At 59.8% G+C, this 17,950-nt stretch carries 19 protein-coding genes; 5 read left to right on the top strand and 14 right to left on the bottom strand.

All coding sequences use genetic code 11. From position 1 onward, the window contains the following. Nucleotides 1-661 precede the first annotated feature (661 nt). From AAHA41_RS02405 to AAHA41_RS02415, 3 genes are all read right to left on the bottom strand, one after another. The gene (locus AAHA41_RS02405; protein ID WP_041208437.1) at nucleotides 662-2,005 is read right to left on the bottom strand and encodes an APC family permease; all 1,344 of its coding nucleotides are present in this window, start codon (nucleotides 2,003-2,005) and stop codon (nucleotides 662-664) included. Between the two features lie 366 nt (nucleotides 2,006-2,371). Beyond that, the gene (gene gabT, locus AAHA41_RS02410; RefSeq protein ID WP_323071157.1) at nucleotides 2,372-3,661 is read right to left on the bottom strand and encodes a 4-aminobutyrate--2-oxoglutarate transaminase; all 1,290 of its coding nucleotides are present in this window, start codon (nucleotides 3,659-3,661) and stop codon (nucleotides 2,372-2,374) included. 257 nt (nucleotides 3,662-3,918) lie between these two features. After that, complete coding sequence (locus AAHA41_RS02415) at nucleotides 3,919-5,382, bottom strand: NAD-dependent succinate-semialdehyde dehydrogenase (protein WP_342697301.1); 1,464 nt, start codon at nucleotides 5,380-5,382, stop codon at nucleotides 3,919-3,921. Nucleotides 5,383-5,735: 353 nt separating this feature from the next. Here AAHA41_RS02415 and puuR point away from each other — a divergent pair, with 353 nt between their 5' ends. Both puuR and AAHA41_RS02425 read left to right on the top strand, forming a co-directional pair. Further along, complete coding sequence (gene puuR, locus AAHA41_RS02420; protein WP_104015771.1) at nucleotides 5,736-6,338, top strand: HTH-type transcriptional regulator PuuR; 603 nt, start codon at nucleotides 5,736-5,738, stop codon at nucleotides 6,336-6,338. 45 nt (nucleotides 6,339-6,383) lie between these two features. Beyond that, the gene (locus AAHA41_RS02425) at nucleotides 6,384-7,661 is read left to right on the top strand and encodes an FAD-binding oxidoreductase (protein WP_215803376.1); all 1,278 of its coding nucleotides are present in this window, start codon (nucleotides 6,384-6,386) and stop codon (nucleotides 7,659-7,661) included. 91 nt (nucleotides 7,662-7,752) lie between these two features. On the opposite strand, the gene AAHA41_RS02430 is transcribed toward AAHA41_RS02425, so the two are convergent. From AAHA41_RS02430 to AAHA41_RS02445, 4 genes are all read right to left on the bottom strand, one after another. After that, on the bottom strand, nucleotides 7,753-8,001 hold the full coding sequence (locus tag AAHA41_RS02430; protein WP_005347440.1) for a DUF3297 family protein: 249 nt from the start codon (nucleotides 7,999-8,001) through the stop codon (nucleotides 7,753-7,755). A 117-nt stretch (nucleotides 8,002-8,118) separates the two neighbouring features. Next, entirely contained in the window at nucleotides 8,119-8,550 is a 432-nt protein-coding gene (locus AAHA41_RS02435; RefSeq protein WP_323070991.1) for an N-acetyltransferase, read from the bottom strand. A 45-nt stretch (nucleotides 8,551-8,595) separates the two neighbouring features. Next, on the bottom strand, nucleotides 8,596-8,874 hold the full coding sequence (locus AAHA41_RS02440; protein ID WP_231499728.1) for an antibiotic biosynthesis monooxygenase: 279 nt from the start codon (nucleotides 8,872-8,874) through the stop codon (nucleotides 8,596-8,598). Nucleotides 8,875-9,018: 144 nt separating this feature from the next. Next, on the bottom strand, nucleotides 9,019-9,486 hold the full coding sequence (locus AAHA41_RS02445; RefSeq protein WP_323070990.1) for a hypothetical protein: 468 nt from the start codon (nucleotides 9,484-9,486) through the stop codon (nucleotides 9,019-9,021). A gap of 510 nt (nucleotides 9,487-9,996) precedes the next feature. On the opposite strand from AAHA41_RS02445, the gene AAHA41_RS02450 reads away from it, so the two are divergent. Continuing rightward, nucleotides 9,997-10,341 carry a DUF805 domain-containing protein gene (locus AAHA41_RS02450; protein ID WP_323070989.1) on the top strand — a complete coding sequence of 115 codons (345 nt, stop codon included), beginning with the start codon at nucleotides 9,997-9,999 and terminating at the stop codon, nucleotides 10,339-10,341. 93 nt (nucleotides 10,342-10,434) lie between these two features. On the opposite strand, the gene AAHA41_RS02455 is transcribed toward AAHA41_RS02450, so the two are convergent. The 3 genes from AAHA41_RS02455 to AAHA41_RS02465 all read right to left on the bottom strand — a co-directional run bounded on the left by AAHA41_RS02455 (nucleotide 10,435) and on the right by AAHA41_RS02465 (nucleotide 13,320). Next, on the bottom strand, nucleotides 10,435-11,115 hold the full coding sequence (locus AAHA41_RS02455; protein ID WP_323070987.1) for a hypothetical protein: 681 nt from the start codon (nucleotides 11,113-11,115) through the stop codon (nucleotides 10,435-10,437). A gap of 145 nt (nucleotides 11,116-11,260) precedes the next feature. After that, on the bottom strand, nucleotides 11,261-12,646 hold the full coding sequence (locus AAHA41_RS02460; RefSeq protein ID WP_041208266.1) for an ATP-binding protein: 1,386 nt from the start codon (nucleotides 12,644-12,646) through the stop codon (nucleotides 11,261-11,263). Then, a complete protein-coding gene (locus tag AAHA41_RS02465; RefSeq protein ID WP_033113361.1) occupies nucleotides 12,646-13,320 on the bottom strand; it encodes a response regulator in 675 nt (224 codons plus the stop codon). Before AAHA41_RS02465 ends, AAHA41_RS02460 begins: the two co-directional genes overlap by 1 nt. A gap of 212 nt (nucleotides 13,321-13,532) precedes the next feature. On the opposite strand from AAHA41_RS02465, the gene AAHA41_RS02470 reads away from it, so the two are divergent. Continuing rightward, nucleotides 13,533-14,207, top strand: a complete 675-nt coding sequence (locus tag AAHA41_RS02470) for a polymer-forming cytoskeletal protein (RefSeq protein ID WP_323070986.1) — start codon at nucleotides 13,533-13,535, stop codon at nucleotides 14,205-14,207. A 60-nt stretch (nucleotides 14,208-14,267) separates the two neighbouring features. Here AAHA41_RS02470 and AAHA41_RS02475 read toward each other — a convergent pair whose 3' ends face one another. Both AAHA41_RS02475 and tsaA read right to left on the bottom strand, forming a co-directional pair. Continuing rightward, nucleotides 14,268-14,816, bottom strand: a complete 549-nt coding sequence (locus tag AAHA41_RS02475; protein WP_033113337.1) for a cytochrome b — start codon at nucleotides 14,814-14,816, stop codon at nucleotides 14,268-14,270. A gap of 283 nt (nucleotides 14,817-15,099) precedes the next feature. Then, nucleotides 15,100-15,804 carry a tRNA (N6-threonylcarbamoyladenosine(37)-N6)-methyltransferase TrmO gene (gene tsaA, locus AAHA41_RS02480; RefSeq protein ID WP_156852242.1) on the bottom strand — a complete coding sequence of 235 codons (705 nt, stop codon included), beginning with the start codon at nucleotides 15,802-15,804 and terminating at the stop codon, nucleotides 15,100-15,102. Nucleotides 15,805-16,031: 227 nt separating this feature from the next. Between tsaA and AAHA41_RS02485 the strand changes: the two genes are divergently transcribed. Next, nucleotides 16,032-17,012 carry an NAD-dependent epimerase/dehydratase family protein gene (locus AAHA41_RS02485; protein WP_323070985.1) on the top strand — a complete coding sequence of 327 codons (981 nt, stop codon included), beginning with the start codon at nucleotides 16,032-16,034 and terminating at the stop codon, nucleotides 17,010-17,012. A 97-nt stretch (nucleotides 17,013-17,109) separates the two neighbouring features. Here AAHA41_RS02485 and AAHA41_RS02490 read toward each other — a convergent pair whose 3' ends face one another. Then, nucleotides 17,110-17,496 (bottom strand): DUF488 family protein, encoded by a 387-nt coding sequence (locus AAHA41_RS02490; RefSeq protein WP_323070984.1) that lies wholly within the window; start codon nucleotides 17,494-17,496, stop codon nucleotides 17,110-17,112. 6 nt (nucleotides 17,497-17,502) lie between these two features. Then, nucleotides 17,503-17,874, bottom strand: coding sequence for an Rcs stress response system protein RcsF (gene rcsF, locus AAHA41_RS02495; RefSeq protein WP_033113362.1), 372 nt, complete (start codon nucleotides 17,872-17,874; stop codon nucleotides 17,503-17,505). Between the last annotated feature and the right edge of the window lie 76 nt (nucleotides 17,875-17,950).

Below are 17,950 nucleotides of genomic sequence, written 5' to 3' on the forward strand. Positions count from 1 at the left end.
AGTGAACATCGGTCCTTTATTGGCGGCGTATTGTGCATTCGGGATTCCCCCTTGACAAGCAATAATCGGCTCAATATCGCATTTTTTTGCATAAGCGCAGCGAAGGTAAGTGGTCACTCGCCCCCTGTGGCCGACCCCGTGCCGCCCCCCTCTTTACGGGGGCGTAGAGGGGGGCGACGCACTATTTTTCTGCTGTGCGAAATTTGTCCTGATTGTCCCTGCAGGGCGCATTACGCCTCAAGATTGATCCTGATCATATTTGCCGCCATCCCCCGGGTTGTTGCCCAACCTCCCGGAGGCGTTGCTGGCGGGAATCAGGGGGTTGGCGGGGGAAAATAGCGATTGCATGTTTAGTCATAAAAATGACTAAGTTAAATGATTTTCCTGGTCGGTACCATGTCACGGAGAGCGATAGCGGCGGGTGCCGATTTGAAATCAGTCACATTTTCAGCAAAAAGCACAATGGCAAAACATGCGGGGTTGCCAAAAGGTGGCGGCCATAACCGCATCACACACAGCAGTTCAGAGAGGGGCGCCAGTGCGGTGAAGGAGAGCAACCGCAAAGCGTTAAAACGAAGAGCAACGCGCTAAACAATCAGCATGACAGAGTAAAAACAAAGGAGCCCGCAGGCTCCTTTATCGTTTTATTCGCGCGGCAGGCTTATTGCGCCATCTCCTCGCTGGTGCGCAGCGGAATGCGGAACACCGTCAGGCGCAGGAAGAGGTAGATGGCACCGAGCGCCGCCCAGATCAGCCCCAGCTCGAAGGAGGAGGGCTCAAGGTTGAGCCACAGCACCCCGATGCAGGCGGCGCCACAGAGCGGCAGCAGCAGATAGATCAGATGATCCTTGAGACTCTTGTTGCGACCGAGCTTCACATAGAAGTGGGCAATCACCGCCAGATTGACGAAGGTGAAGGCCACCAGGGCGCCAAAGTTGATCAGGGCCAGCGCCATCTCCAGATCGAACGAAACGGCGGAGAGGGCGAGCAGGCCGACCAGCAGCACATTGCAGGCCGGAGTCTGCCACTTCGGATGCACATAGGAGAAGAAGCGGCTCGGCAGGGCGCGATCCCGTCCCATCACATAGAGCAGGCGCGACACACCGGCGTGGGAGGCGAGCCCGGAGGCGAGTACCGCTACTGTGGTGCAGACCAGCACGACCGCCTGGAACAGCTTGCCACCGACATAGAGGGCGATCTCCGGCAGCACCGCATCCGGATGCTGGAAGCGGGAGATGTCCGGGAAGAAGAGCTGCAGGAAGTAGGAGGTGGTGACAAACAGCACACCGCCGATCAGCGCCGTCAGCACGATGGCGCGGGGGATAACCCGATCCGCGTCAGGGGTCTCTTCCGACAGGGTGCTGATGGCATCAAAGCCGAGGAACGACAGACAGAGGATCGAGGCCCCCATCAGCAGCGGCGAGATGTTGATCTGCTCGGAGAAGAAGGGACGGCTGCTGGCCACGGTGCCCAGCCCTTCGCCATTGTGCACGCCCCAAGCGATCAGGCCGATAAAGACGGCGATGATGCTGAACTGCATGATGACGATGACGCTGTTAAAGTTGGCCACCAGTTTGATGCCGCGCAGGTTGAGGGCGGTCATCACCGCCGCCAGACCAAAGATATAGGTCCAGGGCTCTACGTTCGGGAAGAGCGCCTGCAGATAGATCTTGGCCAGCAGCATGTTGATCATCGGCATGAACATATAGTCGAGCAGGGAGGTCCAGCCCACCATAAAGCCGACATAGGGGTGGAACACCTTCTGGGCATAGGTATAGGCGGAGCCTGCCGACGGGAACTTGCGCACCAGATGGCCGTAGCTCAGGGCGGTGAACAGCATGCCGATCAGGGCAAACAGGTAGGCGGTAGGGACATGGCCTTCGGTGATCTCGGTAACGATGCCGAAGGTGTCGAACACTGCCATGGGGGTGAGGTAGGCAAGACCCATGACCACGACCTGCCACAGTTTCAGGGTCTTTTTCAGACCAACCGGTTGGGCGTTCATCATGCCTGTTCCTCACGCGGTGCCGGGGCGGCACACTCCATCAACGAAACCGGGAAAGAGGCCCGGGAATCAAGGGCGCCGGGGTGGCGCGCACCGGGCAGAGCCGGTCGGAAAGCATTGAGATGCCCCATGTTGTTCCTCACTGAGTGTGGTGTCGGGAGATTGCTGCCAATCTCGCTATCTTTTCCGGGGGTGATCCGGCCTCGTTTATGGGTTTGTTCACTGTACAAAAAAGGACCGGCGAGATGTGGTAATACCGGTCCTTGCAGTGGCGGCGCATTGTGCATTTGCAGGGCCCCCTTGACAAGAAAAAAAGGGGGCAAAACTGCATTTTTTTGCACAGGTTAGCGGTTACTTTCCTGCTGGTCAGGCCAGCGCGGCCTCCAGTGATTTTTCAAGGATTTGCATCCCTTCGTCAATCACTGCCGCCGGGGCGGTCAGCGGGGCGAGAAAACGGATGACATTTGCGCGCACCCCGCATGAGAGCAGGACCAGACCGCGTTTGCCCGCCTCGGCCACCAGACGTTTGGTGAGGTCGGGATCGGGCTGGTCGGCATTGCGCTGTTTCACCAGCTCCATGGCCACCATGGCACCGGGTCCGCGAATTTGACCTATGCAGTCAAAACGCTCGGCTATGCGTTGCAGCCCCGCCTTGATCTGCTCACCCTGATCCAGCGCTTTCTGGTTGAGTTTTTCCTCTTCGATCACCTGCAAGACCGCCAGCGCGGCGGCGCAGGCGATGGGGGAACCGGCATAGGTGCCGCCAAGGCCGCCCGGCTTGGCTGCGTTCATGACCTCTGCCTTGCCCACCACGGCGGAGAGGGGGAAGCCGCCCGCCAGACTCTTGGCCAACGTCATGATGTCCGGCTCGATGCCGGCATACTCGGTGGCGAAGGTCTTGCCGGTGCGACAGAAGCCGCTCTGGATCTCGTCGCAGATGAGCAGAATGCCGTGCTGGTCGCAGATGCTGCGCAGCTTTTGCATAAAGCTCGCGGAGGCGGGATAGAAGCCCCCTTCACCCTGTACCGGCTCGATGATGATGGCGGCAACGCGGGAGGGCTCGATGTCGGCGCTGAAGCAGAGGTCGAGGGCGTGCAGGGCATCCTCTTCACTCACCCCCAGATAGTCGGCGGGGAAGGGGATGTGGTAGACCTCGCCCGGGAAGGGGCCAAAGCCGGTCTTGTAGGGCACTACCTTGCCGGTGAGCGCCATCCCCATCATGGTGCGGCCGTGAAAGCCCCCCTTGAAGGCGATGGTGCCGCTGCGACCGGTGTGGGCGCGGGCAATCTTGATGGCGTTCTCGACCGCCTCAGCGCCGGTGGAGAGAAACAGGGTGCGTTTCGGGGTCGGGCCGGGCACCAGGGCGTTGAGCTTTTCGGCAAGCTCGATATAGCCCGGGTAGGGGGTGACCTGAAAGCAGGTGTGGCTGAATTTTTCCAGCTGCTCGCGCACCGCTGCCACCACTTTCGGATGGTTGTGGCCGGTGTTGAGCACGGCGATGCCGGAGGCAAAGTCGATGTAGCGGTTGCCCTCCACATCCCACAGCTCGGCATTCTGCGCACGGTCGATAAAGACCGGCAGCAGGGTGCCGACGCCGTTGACCACGGCCGCTTCGCGGCGCGCTTGCCACGCCTTGTTTGATTCTGACTGACTCATCTTTCCTCCCTGAGGGGCCATGGCCCCGAAATTCCCTGAATGAATTGGTGGCGGGCGATCTGGCGCCCATCACCGCCAATTAGCCCATCGGGCCAGATCGGCGGCGTGTGGTGTGTGTTGCAGAAGCCCTCTTGCGAGGCAGATCAGGCCAAATTTCGCCCCTTGCCGCCTCGGGTTAACGTCTACATCTATCTGTAAAAGCGATGAATCTTGCGGCTAAAGCATCGATGAATACGATGCTTTAGCCCTCTGCTGCCCTAGCGAATGGCGCCAAAGCAGAGGTATTTGGTCTCCAGATACTCCTCCAGCCCCTCGGCTGCCCCCTCCCGACCCAGACCCGACTCCTTGATGCCGCCAAAGGGGGCCAGCTCGGTTGAGATGATTCCCTCGTTGATGCCGACCATGCCGTATTCAAGCTGCTCGGCGACGCGCCATACCCGGGCGATGTCGCGGCCATAGAAGTAGGCAGCCAGACCATAGGGGGTATCGTTGGCCAGCGCGATGGCCTCGGCTTCGCTCTCGAAACGCACCAGCGGAGCGACCGGGCCGAAGATCTCCTCCTGCAGGATGGGGTTGTCCCTGGCGACCTTGCCCAGAATGGTGGGGCGGTAGAAGAGGGGGCCGGCGGGGTGGGGCTCGCCACCCAGCAGCACTTCGGCACCGGCGGCAACAGATTGTTGCACCAGTTCGGCGACCTTGCTGGCGGCAGCCGGGTTGATGAGCGGGCCGATCTGGGCGCCTTCACTCATGCCATCTCCCACCTTGAAGGCGGCGACGGCGGCAGTCAGCTTCTCGGCGAAGGCGTCATAGACGCTGGCCTGCACCAGAATACGGTTGGCGCAGACGCAGGTCTGCCCGGCGTTGCGGTATTTGGAGGCGAGCGCCCCGGCCACGGCGGCGTCGAGATCGGCGTCGTCAAAGACGATAAAGGGGGCGTTGCCGCCCAGCTCCAGCGAGAGGCGCTTCATGGTGTCGGCGCACTGGCGCATCAGCAGCTTGCCGATGCGGGTCGAGCCGGTGAAGGAGAGCTTGCGCACAGTCGGGTTGTTGCACAGCTCGTTGCCCACCGCGCTCGGCTGGTGGCTGGTGACGATATTGATGACCCCTGCGGGGATCCCCGCCTGCTCGGCCAGTACCGCCAGTGCCAGCGCGCAGAGCGGTGTTTCGGCGGCCGGCTTGATGACGATGGTGCAACCGGCGGCCAGCGCCGGGCCGGCCTTGCGGGTGATCATGGCAATCGGGAAGTTCCACGGGGTGATGGCAGCGACGACCCCGACCGGCTGCTTGATGGTGGCCAGCCGGCGATCGCCACTAAAGCCCGGGATGGTGCGGCCATAGGCGCGCTTGCCCTCTTCGGCGAACCACTGGATAAAGCTGGCGCCGTAGGTCACTTCCCCTTTGGCTTCCGCCAGCGGCTTGCCCTGCTCGCAGGTCATGATGCGGGCCAGTTCATCGCTGTGGGCGGTGATGGCGGTAAACCAGGCGTAGAGCTTGTTGCTGCGCTCCTTGGCGGTGAGGGCTGCCCAGGCGGGTTGTGCCGCGTGGGCGGCCGCGATGGCGCGGCGGGTATCCTCTTCATTCATGTCGGGCACCTGAGTGATCACGGCACCGGTAGCCGGATTGGTGACCTCGAAGGTGCGGCCGCTGGCGGCCTCGCACCACTGACCATCTATATAGGCGCGGGATTTGATCAAGCTTTGATTGGAGCTGGTAGCGGACATGGCAAGCCTCAATGGTGAAACCTGGCAGCAAGGTGGCGATGATGCGGCTCATCCTGTGGTGCTGCCGTATAAAATAATAAGCACAGGGAGACCATAAATTGAGCTGAAATGTTTTTCAAGTGTTAAATATATTTGAATTGTTGGTGTGCTGCGTGCTAGAAAATGGGCTGTGTAGCGCAGTTTACCCCGATCCAGTGGCTTGGTGTGATGGTTGGGGTGTGCAAAATAATTAACGATGTGTGTGTAGCATCGCAAACAGCCAGGGATGGTGCTGGTCCGCTATTTTAACCAGAGGGAAGAGGGAGATGACCCATGTTGCGGGAGTGCAGGCAGAAGATGAGAGGGGGCCTGCCATGAGCGGGTCACAGAGCAGTGAGAGCGAGGCTCGTCTGCAGCTGGTACCGCAGAGTGGTGCCCGTACCATGGGCGAGCGGTTGGCGGCAGTGCGCCACCAGCTGGGGCTCTCCCAGCGGCGTGCTGCGGAGCTGAGCGGCCTGACCCACGGCGCCATCTGCATGATAGAGCAGGACAAGGTGAGCCCCTCGGTGGCGTCGTTGCAAAAGCTGCTCACCGTCTATGGCCTGCCGCTGTCGCGCTTTTTCGCCGAGGAGGAGAGCCGCCCCTGCAGCGTGGTGATCAAGGCTGAACAGCTTATCGAGCTGGGCAGTCAGGGGGTCTCGATGAAGCTGGTGCACAACGGCAACAACCGCCGCCAGCTCGGCTTTATGCTGGAGACCTATCCCCCCGGTACCGACACCGGCGGGCAGGTCAAGCATCAGGGAGAGGAGGTCGGCACTGTGCTGGAGGGGTCGGTGACCCTGACGGTGGCAGGCCAGAGCTATCAACTCGAAGCGGGCGACAGCTATGTGATCGACACCGGCGAGCCCCACAGTTTCAGCAATCCGTCGGGGCAGACCTGCCGCATCGTCAGCGCCCACACCCCGGCGAGCTTTTAATCCTGACAGTAGTTTGGCAACAGAACCGGTAAGGAAACAGGGATCATGACCGAACATGTAAACAGTTACTACGCAGCCAGCGCCAATAAACACGCGCCCTACCCGACATTGACCGAGCAGCTGGAGTGCGATGTCTGCGTCATCGGGGCGGGCTATACCGGCCTCTCCAGCGCCCTGCATCTGGTAGAGAAGGGCTACAAGGTGGTGGTGCTGGAGGCCGCACGAGTCGGCTTTGGTGCCAGCGGCCGCAACGGTGGCCAGATCGTCAACTCCTACAGCCGCGACATCGACACCATAGAAGCGAACTGCCCGCCGGATCAGGCCAGGCTGCTCGGTTCCATGCTGTTTGAGGGGGGCCAGATCATCCGCGAGCGGATCAAGCGCTACAACATCCAGTGCGATCTGCAGGATGGGGGCGTCTTTGCCGCCGAGACCGAGAAGCAGTTCCACGAGCTCAAGGCGCAGAAGGCGCGCTGGGAGAAGTGGGGCAATGAGCAGCTGGAGCTGCTCGATGCCAAGGGAGTACGCGAGGTGGTAGCAAGCGATCGCTACGTCGGCGCCCTGCTCGACAAGAGCGGCGGCCATATTCACCCTCTCAATCTGGCGCTGGGGGAGGCGGAAGCGATCCGCATCCAGGGGGGGCAGATCTTCGAGCAGTCCGCTGTCACCAGCATTACCCCGGGTCAGCCGGCGTTGGTCAAGACCGCCAAAGGGGCGGTGAAGGCACGCTTTATCGTGGTGGCCGGCAACGCTTACCTCGGCAATCTGGTGCCGGAACTGGCCAGCAAGAGCATGCCTTGCGGCACCCAGGTGATCGCCACCGAAGTGCTGGGAGAGGAGCGGGCCCGTTCACTCTTGCCGCAGAACTACTGTCTGGAGGATTGCAACTACCTGCTCGACTACTACCGCACCTCCGGCGATCACCGGTTGATCTATGGCGGCGGCGTGGTCTATGGCGCGCGGGATCCGGCGGATATCGAGCGGCTGATCATCCCCAAAATGCTCAAGACTTTTCCGCAACTGGCCGACGTCAAGGTGGAGTACACTTGGACCGGCAACTTCCTGCTCACCCTGTCGCGCCTGCCGCAGTTTGGCCGCATCGGCCCCAACATCTACTACATGCAGGGCTACAGCGGCCATGGTGTCACCTGCACTCATCTGGCGGGCAAGCTGCTCTCCGAAGTGCTGAGCGGTCAGGCGGAGCGCTTCGATGCCTTTGCCAAACTGCCGCACTACCCCTTCCCGGGTGGCCGCCTGTTCCGTATCCCCTTCACCGCCGCCGGCGCCGCCTGGTACACCCTGCGTGATCGGCTGGGGGTATAAACCCGTTCCGCCCGTTGTCAGGGCTGAGCGACGCAAACAACAAGGCCACCGCGAGGGTGGCCTTGTTTTTAACTGAAGCGGGCAGCTGCAATTAGCTGTAATAGGCTTCGACGGTGCCCTTGAGCTTGATCAGGATGGGCTGGCCACGGCGATCCAGCGCCTTGGGGGAGGGGATCTTCACCCAGCCTTCGCTGATGCAGTACTCTTCGACGTCGGTACGCTCTTTGCCGTTCAGGCGAATACCGATCGGATGCTCGAAGCAGGCCGCCACATAGTGGGGGCTGCGGGGATTGCAGGAGAGGTGATCCGGCAGTGCCGGCTTGGTGCTGGTATCGCTCATGGCTATGACCCGAAATGGATATAAAGTGGGGCATTGTAGAGAATGGCGTCATGGCATTCAAGGCAACGCCTGCCCGCCCTGCCGCAGCATGTCAGCAATCAGCGAGTGTTTTTGACTTCAGATGCCCCGCTGCCAATGCATGATGATCTCGGCGTGGCCGCTATGCTCGCATATTCTCTGCTCCCCCTCGTGAAAGCCGTTGCGGGTGTAAAAGCGTCGCGCCTGCTCATTCTCGGCGTAGACGGTGAGCTCAAGTTGCTCATGCCGTGACTTGAGTTGGTCTAGCAGCTGTCGACCCAGCCCCTGTGATTGCAAGCTCGGGGCGATAAAGAGGGCGGCAACAGAGCCCTGATGCCAGGAGATAAAGCCCGCCAGCTGCCCCTGCTCCTCATAAACCCAGCTCTCGCTGGCGGGCAGATAGATATCACGCATCGCGGCACGTTGCGCATGCCAGAAGTCGGCGGGAATAAAGCCGTGGGCCTTGACCGAGGCCTGATACCAGAGCTCGACTGCGGCATCGAGATCGGATGCGGATAGTGGGCGGATCATAAGTCTCTCAATCGTTGAAGGTGGAAAATAGGCGAGGTGCCACGGCTATTCGCCAAGTCCCGTGACGGTATAGTGTCTCTCAACATTGACCGTGATCTCCCCCCAGCGCGAGGCTTTGACCCGGGCCTGATGGGCGGCAAAGGCGGCGGGATCGCGGAAGGTCTCGCAGACCTCGAAGCGGCAGGGGTTGAGTCTGCTTTGCGTCACCTCGAACTGCAGGCAGCCATGTTCATGTCGGGTCAGCTGGATATGGTTATCAAGCTCCCCCATGACGGCTGGTAAATCGGAGGCAGGTACAATGATATAACCGGTTAGCACAACCATATTTATCTCTTGGGTGGGCAACATTATTAGATGAATTATCGAATCAAGGTCGGATTTTTTATTTGTTGTGAACTCACCCAGCCTCTCTTTATATTGTAAATATCTGGCCAGCACCAAATAAATGAAATCCATAAAGCCTATGGGCTACATGGTGGTTACCGCTATCTGCTGTAGTTTTTGTTGGTGCGGACTGGACTGACGAATAAAATAACCAATACACTCTTCATCGCTCTCATCGAGACAGATTAAAAACTGATCTTCCGACGGCGAAAATTTCAGATAGTAGACGTAGTCAGTATCCTCATTCTGGGACATATCCAGGCAGTCTTTGCCACCATTTTCTTTGAGAATATGTTCTTCCAGTCGGTAAAATCCGGAGGCAGATGGTTCGCGCTCAATAATATAGGATGATTCGATCTGCTGTTGATTTGACGAGGTATAGAGACGACCATCCGCCCTGAAGTCGTACTCTTCATAACAGCTGGTATCAGCAAAATTGAGGCGCCACACCCCGATAACCGGATGAGCATCGCTGTTAATGGTCGTAAGGTTCTGGCCAGCATGGAGATTCATGCTGAAGAGAATGGAGAATATAACCGCTGTCTTGTTCATCTGGTCATCCCTGATATCCATGCGCTGTTATTGAGCCTGGCTTGCCAACGTAGCGTTTATCCAGTTACCGTACTGTTGGCTACCGTTATCCAGCTTCCATTCTTCCGCTGCCACTCGTTACCCGAGCTCCCTTTGCGGCTTTCGGGGCCAGCATTGGCCGGAAACACCGCTTATGGCTCTGCTGCAAAGCCCTTATTGTGCGCGTTTGCACGATGAAAAGTTATCAAAAATTATCAAAAATCTTTAAAACCCGCTGCCTGTCACACTGCGCAAAGCCAGAGCTGGCACCGCTGGCGGCACTCATTGGCCATATTGGCGATTAACGGGGTACTCTCTTTTATATTTTATAATCCTAATTGCCTTGCTGAATATCACAATATCCAATTATCTTTGTCTGGCGCAGCAGGTTATGACAAGCGACCAACACCAATCCAATATCGGTGGTTTTGCTATCGCTTATATCTGTCTCCTTCGTGCAAAATAAACATAGACGCAGAAGCTGGAGTTTTTATGAACTGGTATTTTCGTGCATTTCAGAAATTTGCTGATTTCAAAGGACGGGCCTCGCGCAAAGAATATTGGATGTTCGTTCTTATCAATACCGTTATTTGTGTCGTTCTATCGCTGCTGACCAAACAGCTGGATTATGGCTACAAACTGATGGGCGTATATGGTCTCTTTATTATTGTGCCCTGCTGGGCATTGAGCGTGCGCCGTCTGCACGACATTGGTCGCAATGGCTGGTTTTTGCTGCTGGGATTGATCCCGATTATCGGCCCGCTGATGGTGATTTTTTTCAAGGCAAAGCGCGGCAATCCCTATTCAAATCGCTATGGTGCCATCCCTTTTATCTAAATAAACACAAACAGAAAGCTCTCCCGTGTAGCAAGCCGGCCGGACGAAATGAGATAGTCCGGCCTCTTTTATTGGCCGCTTACCAGCGCTGGGTTATTGACCGTTGTTCGCATCCAGCGGGAAGGCGAACAGATCCCGGCGGTAGGTCTCGACCACCAGACTGAACGGCGTGCCATCCTCCCGTGAAAGCAGGGCGCGGTGCTGCAATACCTGCTCGGGGATGGTCAGCGGTGCCTTGCTGGTGGCAATGACGGGCATCTTCATCTCCCAGCCAGCCGGCAGGGGCGACCAGAGCAGGGTGGAGGAGAGGGTCTTGCGGCTGAAGTTGAGCGCCTTGACCGCGAGCCCGAACGGGGTGTCGCTGCTGTCGAGCAGCTGGTTCATCTCCGGAGTGAGGCGGCTTTTGACATACCAGTTGTCCGCTTCCGAGAAGATATGATCGCCGCAAGTTAGCTGCACCCGGCGATAGCCCACCGGCTCATCGGCGCCGATCTTGAACAGCTCACGGGTGGCGGCATCGGCTGGTTTGCGTGTTGTCTGGTCACGCAGGGCGCGAATGCGCGGTTCGCCCGCCATCTTGTGGTCGGCGCACCAGTTTTGCAGGGTGACGGTAGCACTCGGGTTGCTCAGCAAGGTGGCGTTGAGGGTTAGCAGCAGGGCCTGTGCCTTGAGGCGGGTTATGGGACCATCTTGCCAGCCATCGGGGGCCTTCTCTTGCGCCTGAGCGGCGCCGTGGCAGAGCAGGGCAGCCAGCAATAGCATTCGGATCTTCATGTTTTCATTACCTTTCCCGATTTTTGTGACCGGATTGTAACATCGAGGGACATGAATGCGACCAATATGTGGTCTGATGAGCAAAGGGCTGCGGGCCGCTAAAGGGCCCGCAACGCAGAGGTTTTGCAGGGAGGCTGGCCGGAGGTCAGGGCAAGTCCAGGGTAAAACGGGCACCGCCAAGAGGAGATTCATCCACCCGGATCTGGCCGCCGTAGCTGTGGACGATTTCGGTCACTACCGCCAGACCGATGCCTTGACCGGGGGAGCTGTCGGCGCGCACGCCGCGCTGGAAGATCTGTTCGGATTTGGCTTCGTCGATGCCGGGGCCATCATCTTCCACCTCGATGCGCAGCCGTTCGAGATGGCGACGCAGGGTCACCCGCACCTCGCTGATGGCAAACTTGCAGGCGTTGTCGAGCAGGTTGCCCATCAACTCCATCAAGTCCCCCTGCTCGCCGTGGAACAGGGCATCATCATCGAACGTGAAGTGGGTTTGCAGCTTCTTGTGACGGTAGACCTTGGTCAGGCTGGCGAGCAGCTTCTCGATGAGCGGTACCGGCTCGGTGCCCTTGCTGGCAAGGCGCTGGCGGCCGGTGACGGCGCGTCTGAGCTGGTACTGGATCATCTGATCCATGGTGAGAATTTGCTCGTTGATGTTGTCGTGGATCTCCCGGCCCAGCTCCAGCTCGCGGGTGGTCATCTGGATCAGCGCCAGCCGGGTTTTCAGGCTGTGGGCGAGATCGTTCAAGGCGTGCTGGTAGCGCTGGGTTTGTTGCCGTTCGTTCTCCAGCAGCTGGTTGACCGACTCGGTGAGCGGGGTGAGCTCCTGCTCGAAGTCGCTGGAGAGAGAGTCCAACTTGCCGGAGCGAATGTCATCGATCTGGCGGGCAATGGTGCGCAGGGAGCCGAGGCTCCAGTAGGTGGTGAGCAGCAGCAGGCTGGCCAGCAGCATGTAGGCGAGCACCGCCTGCCGGGCGATATGGCCGAGATAGGCGAGGGATTCGGCGTGATAGCGCTTGGCCGAATCGATCATCACCACGTAGTAGGCGGTGGTGCCAGTGCCGGGGTTGCGGATAAAACGCAGGCTGTAGACGAAGTAGCTTTCGCCGTTCTTGATGGTGTGCTTCTTGAAGAAGTAGTCGAGATCCATCCCCCCCAGATACTGCATCAGGTCGCCACAGATACTCTCTTTGGCCTTGATCACCTCCGGCATGTGCAGGCTCGACCAGATCCGTTCACCGTCGGCACGGCAAATCAGGGTATCGAGGTCGGCATCCCCGGCATTGCGGGAGATGTGGCTGAGGTCGGTAGGGCCGCCATTGCTCGGCTCGGTCGAGGAGAAGAGTTTGGCCAGGTTCTCCTGCATCCGGGCGCTCGCCTTCTGGGTCTGCTCCTCGACATGGCCGAGGTAGAGGGCATAGACGGCAAAGCCCATGCTGAGGGCGATCACCAGTAGGGAGCTGAGCAGCAGCTTGATATGCAGCGAGCGGCGCAGCACCCGCACCATCCGCAGTAGCGGGCAGAATCGCATCAGTTGCACGACAGGTTGAAGATATAACCCTGACGGCGGATGGTGGAGATGGGTTGAATCGTCCCCTCCGGATCCAGTTTCTTGCGCAGGCGGCTGACCATAACCTCGATGGTGTTGGGATCCCCTTCACCATCGCCGTAGAGCTGGTCGAGCAGCTGCTGCTTGGAGACCACCTGACGGGCGTTGCGCATCAGGTACTCCAGAATGAGGTATTCGAAGCTGGTCAGCACGGCCACTTCACCGGCGATGGTCAGCTCCTTGCGGGAGAGATCGAGCTCGTAGTCGCCCGCTTTTACTCGCGGCGAGATAAAGCCGGCACTGCGGCGCACCAGCGCGTTGAGACGCGCCAGCAGCTCATCCTTCTGAAACGGTTTGACCAGATAGTCATCGGCACCCGCTTCCAGCCCTTCCACCTTGTCCTGCCAGTTGCCACGGGCGGTGAGGACGATGATGGGGAAGGGGATCTGCTTCTCGCGCAGTTCGCGGATCAGTTGCAGGCCATCCATATCGGGCAGACCGAGATCGATGATGGCCACGTCGATGGGGTAATCCGTTGCATAGTGCTGCGCAATCCCTGCCTGATCGGTGCTGTAGACCTGATTGTCTGCTTCGGTCAGCAGAGAGGAGAGGTGGTGATTGAGCAGCTTGTCGTCTTCGACCAGGAGAATTTTCATGGTGTGTGCGGCGGTCATAGGGATCCAAGCAGTCAATTAGAAGATGTTCGCTATGCGGAGTCAATCCGTATCCTAATGCCTCCCGCCTGTATCGGGACTGAATCACCCGGGCTTCAGAGTTTCCTCCAATTGGTCGTCTATCCCGAGCATGTTGTTATCGATGGCCATCGCATCGGCGTTTGCTGACTGGCCATGCTGCAAAGGGTGTGGTGATGAGAGAGATGGCCATCAGGTGGCGATGCCACCTGCAGGAGCGGGAGCGTAGCGATCTTCTCTATCTGGTCTGGCTCTGCTGGGGAGCGGCGCTGCTGCTCTATGTGTTGAGGTCGGATGCCTATTTATGGCCAGTGGCGCCCATGCCGCTGGTTCTGTTTGTCTGGTTGGGGGAGAGATTCGGAATGTTTGGACGAAAAGCCAAGGGCGAGGGCTCTGTGCCGGGAACGGCAACGGTTATCGCCGCAGGTGCCCGCTTCAAGGGGGAGTTGCAGCTTGAGGGGGATCTGGAGGTGCGTGGAGTGCTGGTCGGCACCATAGTGCTGAGCGACGGGATCCTGCGCATCATGGCGGGTGGCCGTGTCGAGGGAGAGGTGAAGGCACCACGCGTTATCATCAATGGCCTGCTGGATGGCACCTGCTCTGCTGCCGAAGTCGAAATACTCGAGAGTGGCCGCATGCAGGGGACGTTCAAGGGCGGCAGCCTCTCCATCAGCAAGGGAGGCAACTTTATCGGTCACTCTCGTCCGGATGAGAGCTCTGCCAGCTCTCCCGCACCGGTACCAGCCAATCAGGAGCTGGAGAGCGTGCCCGTCGAGGGGAAAGGAAATGTGAAGGCACTGGCCAAAGAGGGTCGGGGCAAAGGCAGCGAGCCGTTGGCCAGGCAGGCGTGATGGATGCCGGATAGCAAGAGGGGGCCATGATGGCCCCCTCTTTTGTCTGTCTGCAACGCCTTAGCTGCGGCGCGGCGGCAGCATATTGGTCAGGGTGTTGTCCTTGAGCACATGGTGGTGGAAGAGGGCGGCCACAGTGTGCAGGGCGATCAGGGCGTAACCCAGGTTGCCCAAGGTTTCGTGCACCTCCTTGATAAACCCTTTGGCGTCAGGGCTCGGCGCTATCAGCGCAGGCAATTCAAACCCGAAGAAGGGGATGGGCTTGCCGGCGGCGCTCAGCAGCAGCCAGCCACACAGCGGGGTCAGAATGAGGAAGCCGTAGAGGGCGATATGGGCCAGCTTGGCCAGCTTGTGCATCAGTGGGGAGAGCTCGGGCACGATACGCGGCGTCGGGCTCATCCAGCGCAGGGCCAGTCTGACAAAGACCAGTGCGAAGATCAGCAGCCCCAGCATGAAGTGCCACTCCTTCATCAGATCCCGACCCGGGTCTCCTTTGGGAAAAATGTCGCGAAATTCGATCAGGGCATAGACGGCGATCATGGCCCACAGGGTCAGCCAGTGCAGCCCGAGACTCAGGGTGCCGTAGCGTTGTTCACTGTTCATCAGCATGGTTGGTTTCCTTCAGTCAAAGAGTCACATCCGTGTGGCATCATCCCGATGAGCGAAACGATCGGAGGAGGCCAGTTCCATTGGCGACGCCTGCCGGATGCACACAGGTGCAGGCCGGAGCGCCCGTTAGAGGAAAATCGTCTGTATTTTCCGCATGATACTGCCATGGAGATGGTATCACTGCCGGCTCGTTGAGGAGCTGATCAATACCACACAATTTACAGGTTAATTAAACCGTGAGCAGTGTGAAGCGCCCGTGAAAAGATCTGCCTGACCCTGAAGGTCAGGCCGGTTCGATGGCAATGACCAGACAGGCGGGCTCGCTGATCCGGAAACGCACATTGCAGTTGAACAGCCGCACGCCGTACTCCTTCTCGTCCGGCTTGCCCTTCTTGTAGGCAGGGCGTGGATCCTGTGCCAGCACTTCGCTCACCAGCTGGCGCAGCTCGGGGTAGCGCTGGCTCCATGTTTGCAGCTGCAATTCGGCATCCGGGCTGAAGCTCACCGTCAGCGGCGGGGTCGGGGCATCGGGGGCAAAGCCGCCACGGGCCTCCGGCAGGCTGTCGGCATAGGGAATATAGGGTTTGATATCGACGATGGGAGTGCCATCGAGCAGGTCGACGGCCCCCAGCTCCAGCCAGAGTTTACCGCGCTCGCGACCTACCCCGTGCAGCTCGACGACCGAGAGGCCGAGCGGATTGGGGCGAAAGGTGGAGCGGGTAGCAAAGACCCCGACCCGCTCGTTGCCGCCCAGGCGCGGCGGGCGCACCGTCGGATTCCACCCCTGCTCCATGGTCTGGTGAAAGACGAAGCTGAGCCACAGATGGGAGAACTGCTCGATGCCGCGCAGCACGTCCGGCTGATCGTAGGGGGGGCGCAGCTCGAGGCGGGCACGGGCCGATTTGACCAGGCCGGGCTGGCGCGGAATGGCGAACTTCTCCTTGTAGGGAGAGCGAATAATCCCGAGGGTGTCGATTTCGAACTTCATGGCGGATCCTGGCTGAAAACCTTGGCAATTTAGCACATGCGGCCCCAAAACGCAGGCTTCCCCGTGTGGCGCCCTCGCCGCCAGCTGCCGTGATCCCCGTCTCATCCCGGTATACCGAGGGCTGTGCCTTGGCGCCAAGTTGCGTAGGGTGGGACAAACAGGAGGAGCGGTGCTGGCTCGCCACGGTGCGAAGACCGCAACAGTAAGCCGGATGGGGAGGGAGAGGGATGAAACTGCTGATTATCGGTGGTACCGGATTTTTGGGGCGCCACCTGACTGCGCTGGCGCTTGACTGGGGTCACGAGGTGACCCTGTTCAATCGCGGCCATCACCAGCATCCCGACTGGCGGGAGCTGGTACAGCTCATCGGCGATCGCAATGGCGATCTGGGTGTGCTGCAGGGAGAGGGGCGGCAGTGGGATCTCGTTATCGATACCTGCTGCTATCGGCCAGAGCAGGCGGCGAGCCTGTCGGCGGCCCTGCTCGGACGCTGCGAGCGGCTCATCTTTATCTCCACCAGCAGCGTCTATCGCGACTTTGCCCAACCCGGAATGGACGAATCGGCGCCCCTGCATGTCATCGGTGCGGGCGAACAGCCCGAGGAGTATGGTCCGCTCAAGGTGTTGTGCGAAGAGGTGTATCGCGCCCGCTGGGGCGAGCGGCTCTGCATCCTGCGCCCGGGCGTATTGTGCGGCCCCCATGATCACACCGGCCGTATGACCTGGTGGGTGAAGCGGGTGCAGCAGGGCGGGCGCTGGCTGCTGCCGGGGGAGGGGCAGGATCGACTGCAATATCTGGATGTGCGCGACTGCGCCGAGTTTGTGCTGCGGGCCGCCGAGCAGCAGTTGACGGGAGTTTTCAATCTGGTCAAGCCGGGCATTGCGCTGGCAGATTGGGTCGAGCGGCTGGCGGCGAGAGTGGGAGTTGCCACCCCCATAGAGGCTGATTGGGCGCCTTGGCAGGCACTGCTTGCGGCCGGTGTCGAGCCTTGGCAGAGCTATCCGACCCTGCTGCCCAATATGTTGCCGGAGTATACCGGTTATGGCCGGATCAGCGCCGAGGCGGCCATTGTGCATGGTCTCAATTTCCGACCGCTGGAGGAGACGGCCGCCGATCTGGCCGAGTGGCTGGCACGCACGCCGGATGCGGCGGTGGCCGAAGGGATGACCGTTGAGCAAGAGACGCTGCTGCGCCAGCAGGTGCGATAGCGCATAGCGAATTGGCACGTTATGCCATACCTGAAAACAAGAGGGCATCGTAATGATGCCCTCTTGTTTTTATTTTTACCGGCATGGCATGCGGGTGCTAGCGGATGTCCGCACCTGCAGCCGCCAGCAACTCCCGCAAAATGGCACGGTGGCAGCGGGACTCCTGCTCGCAGTAGCAACCCACCGACAGGTTGGTGGTGTGGGAGAGGGCGGCCAGCAGTGCCAGATCGTGTTTGGCTGCCGGGGTCGCCAGCTCCGCCTTGTACGCTTTGCCAAAGGCAGCCCACTGGGCAGGGGTCTCCGCGGCCTGCCCCAGCTTCATGGTTTCGCTGCTAGGGGCCAGGTTGGGGAACCAGACGTCATACCAGTTCTGGTTGGCAAACTCGGTCTTTGGTACGCCGCGTGGCGGGCGACGTATCGTGCCGATCCGCAGCCCCTCGTCGGGGAGACGGGGCGAGCCGAGACGCACGATGGCGAGCGCCATGAGTCGTTACTTCTCTTCAGCCACTTTCAGCGCCTGACCGTAGCAGATGACCTGCTTCAGGCAGCCGGGGGTATCGCTGAATTCGCTGCACTTGTCGAAGGTGACGCCGTTGCCGCCCATGTCGGCAGCGCGGCGGCGAGCCAGGGTGCGCGCCTCACCGGCGTTGGGCACCGGTTGCTTGGCATCGGCCTGGCACGATTCCCCCTCGACGGTGCCGAGGTAGAGGTAGTTGAGATCGGCCAGCTGAGCTTGCTCGTAAATCCGCACGCTACCGGGTTTGAAGTAGTCGTCGAAGTTCTCTTTATCCAGATTGCTGTTGAAGGCGTAGTTGGCACAGCCGGAGGCAATCAGGGGCATCATCAGGATCAGGCGTTTCATCATCTCGTATCTTGTGTCGGTGATGAGGACAGTAGAAAGGCGCAGGCGCTCCATGTCGGCATCTTGTTGAATAATG

It is taken from the genome of Aeromonas sp. SER, from assembly GCF_038739615.1.
GTDB classification, from domain to species: Bacteria; Pseudomonadota; Gammaproteobacteria; order Enterobacterales; family Aeromonadaceae; genus Aeromonas; species Aeromonas jandaei.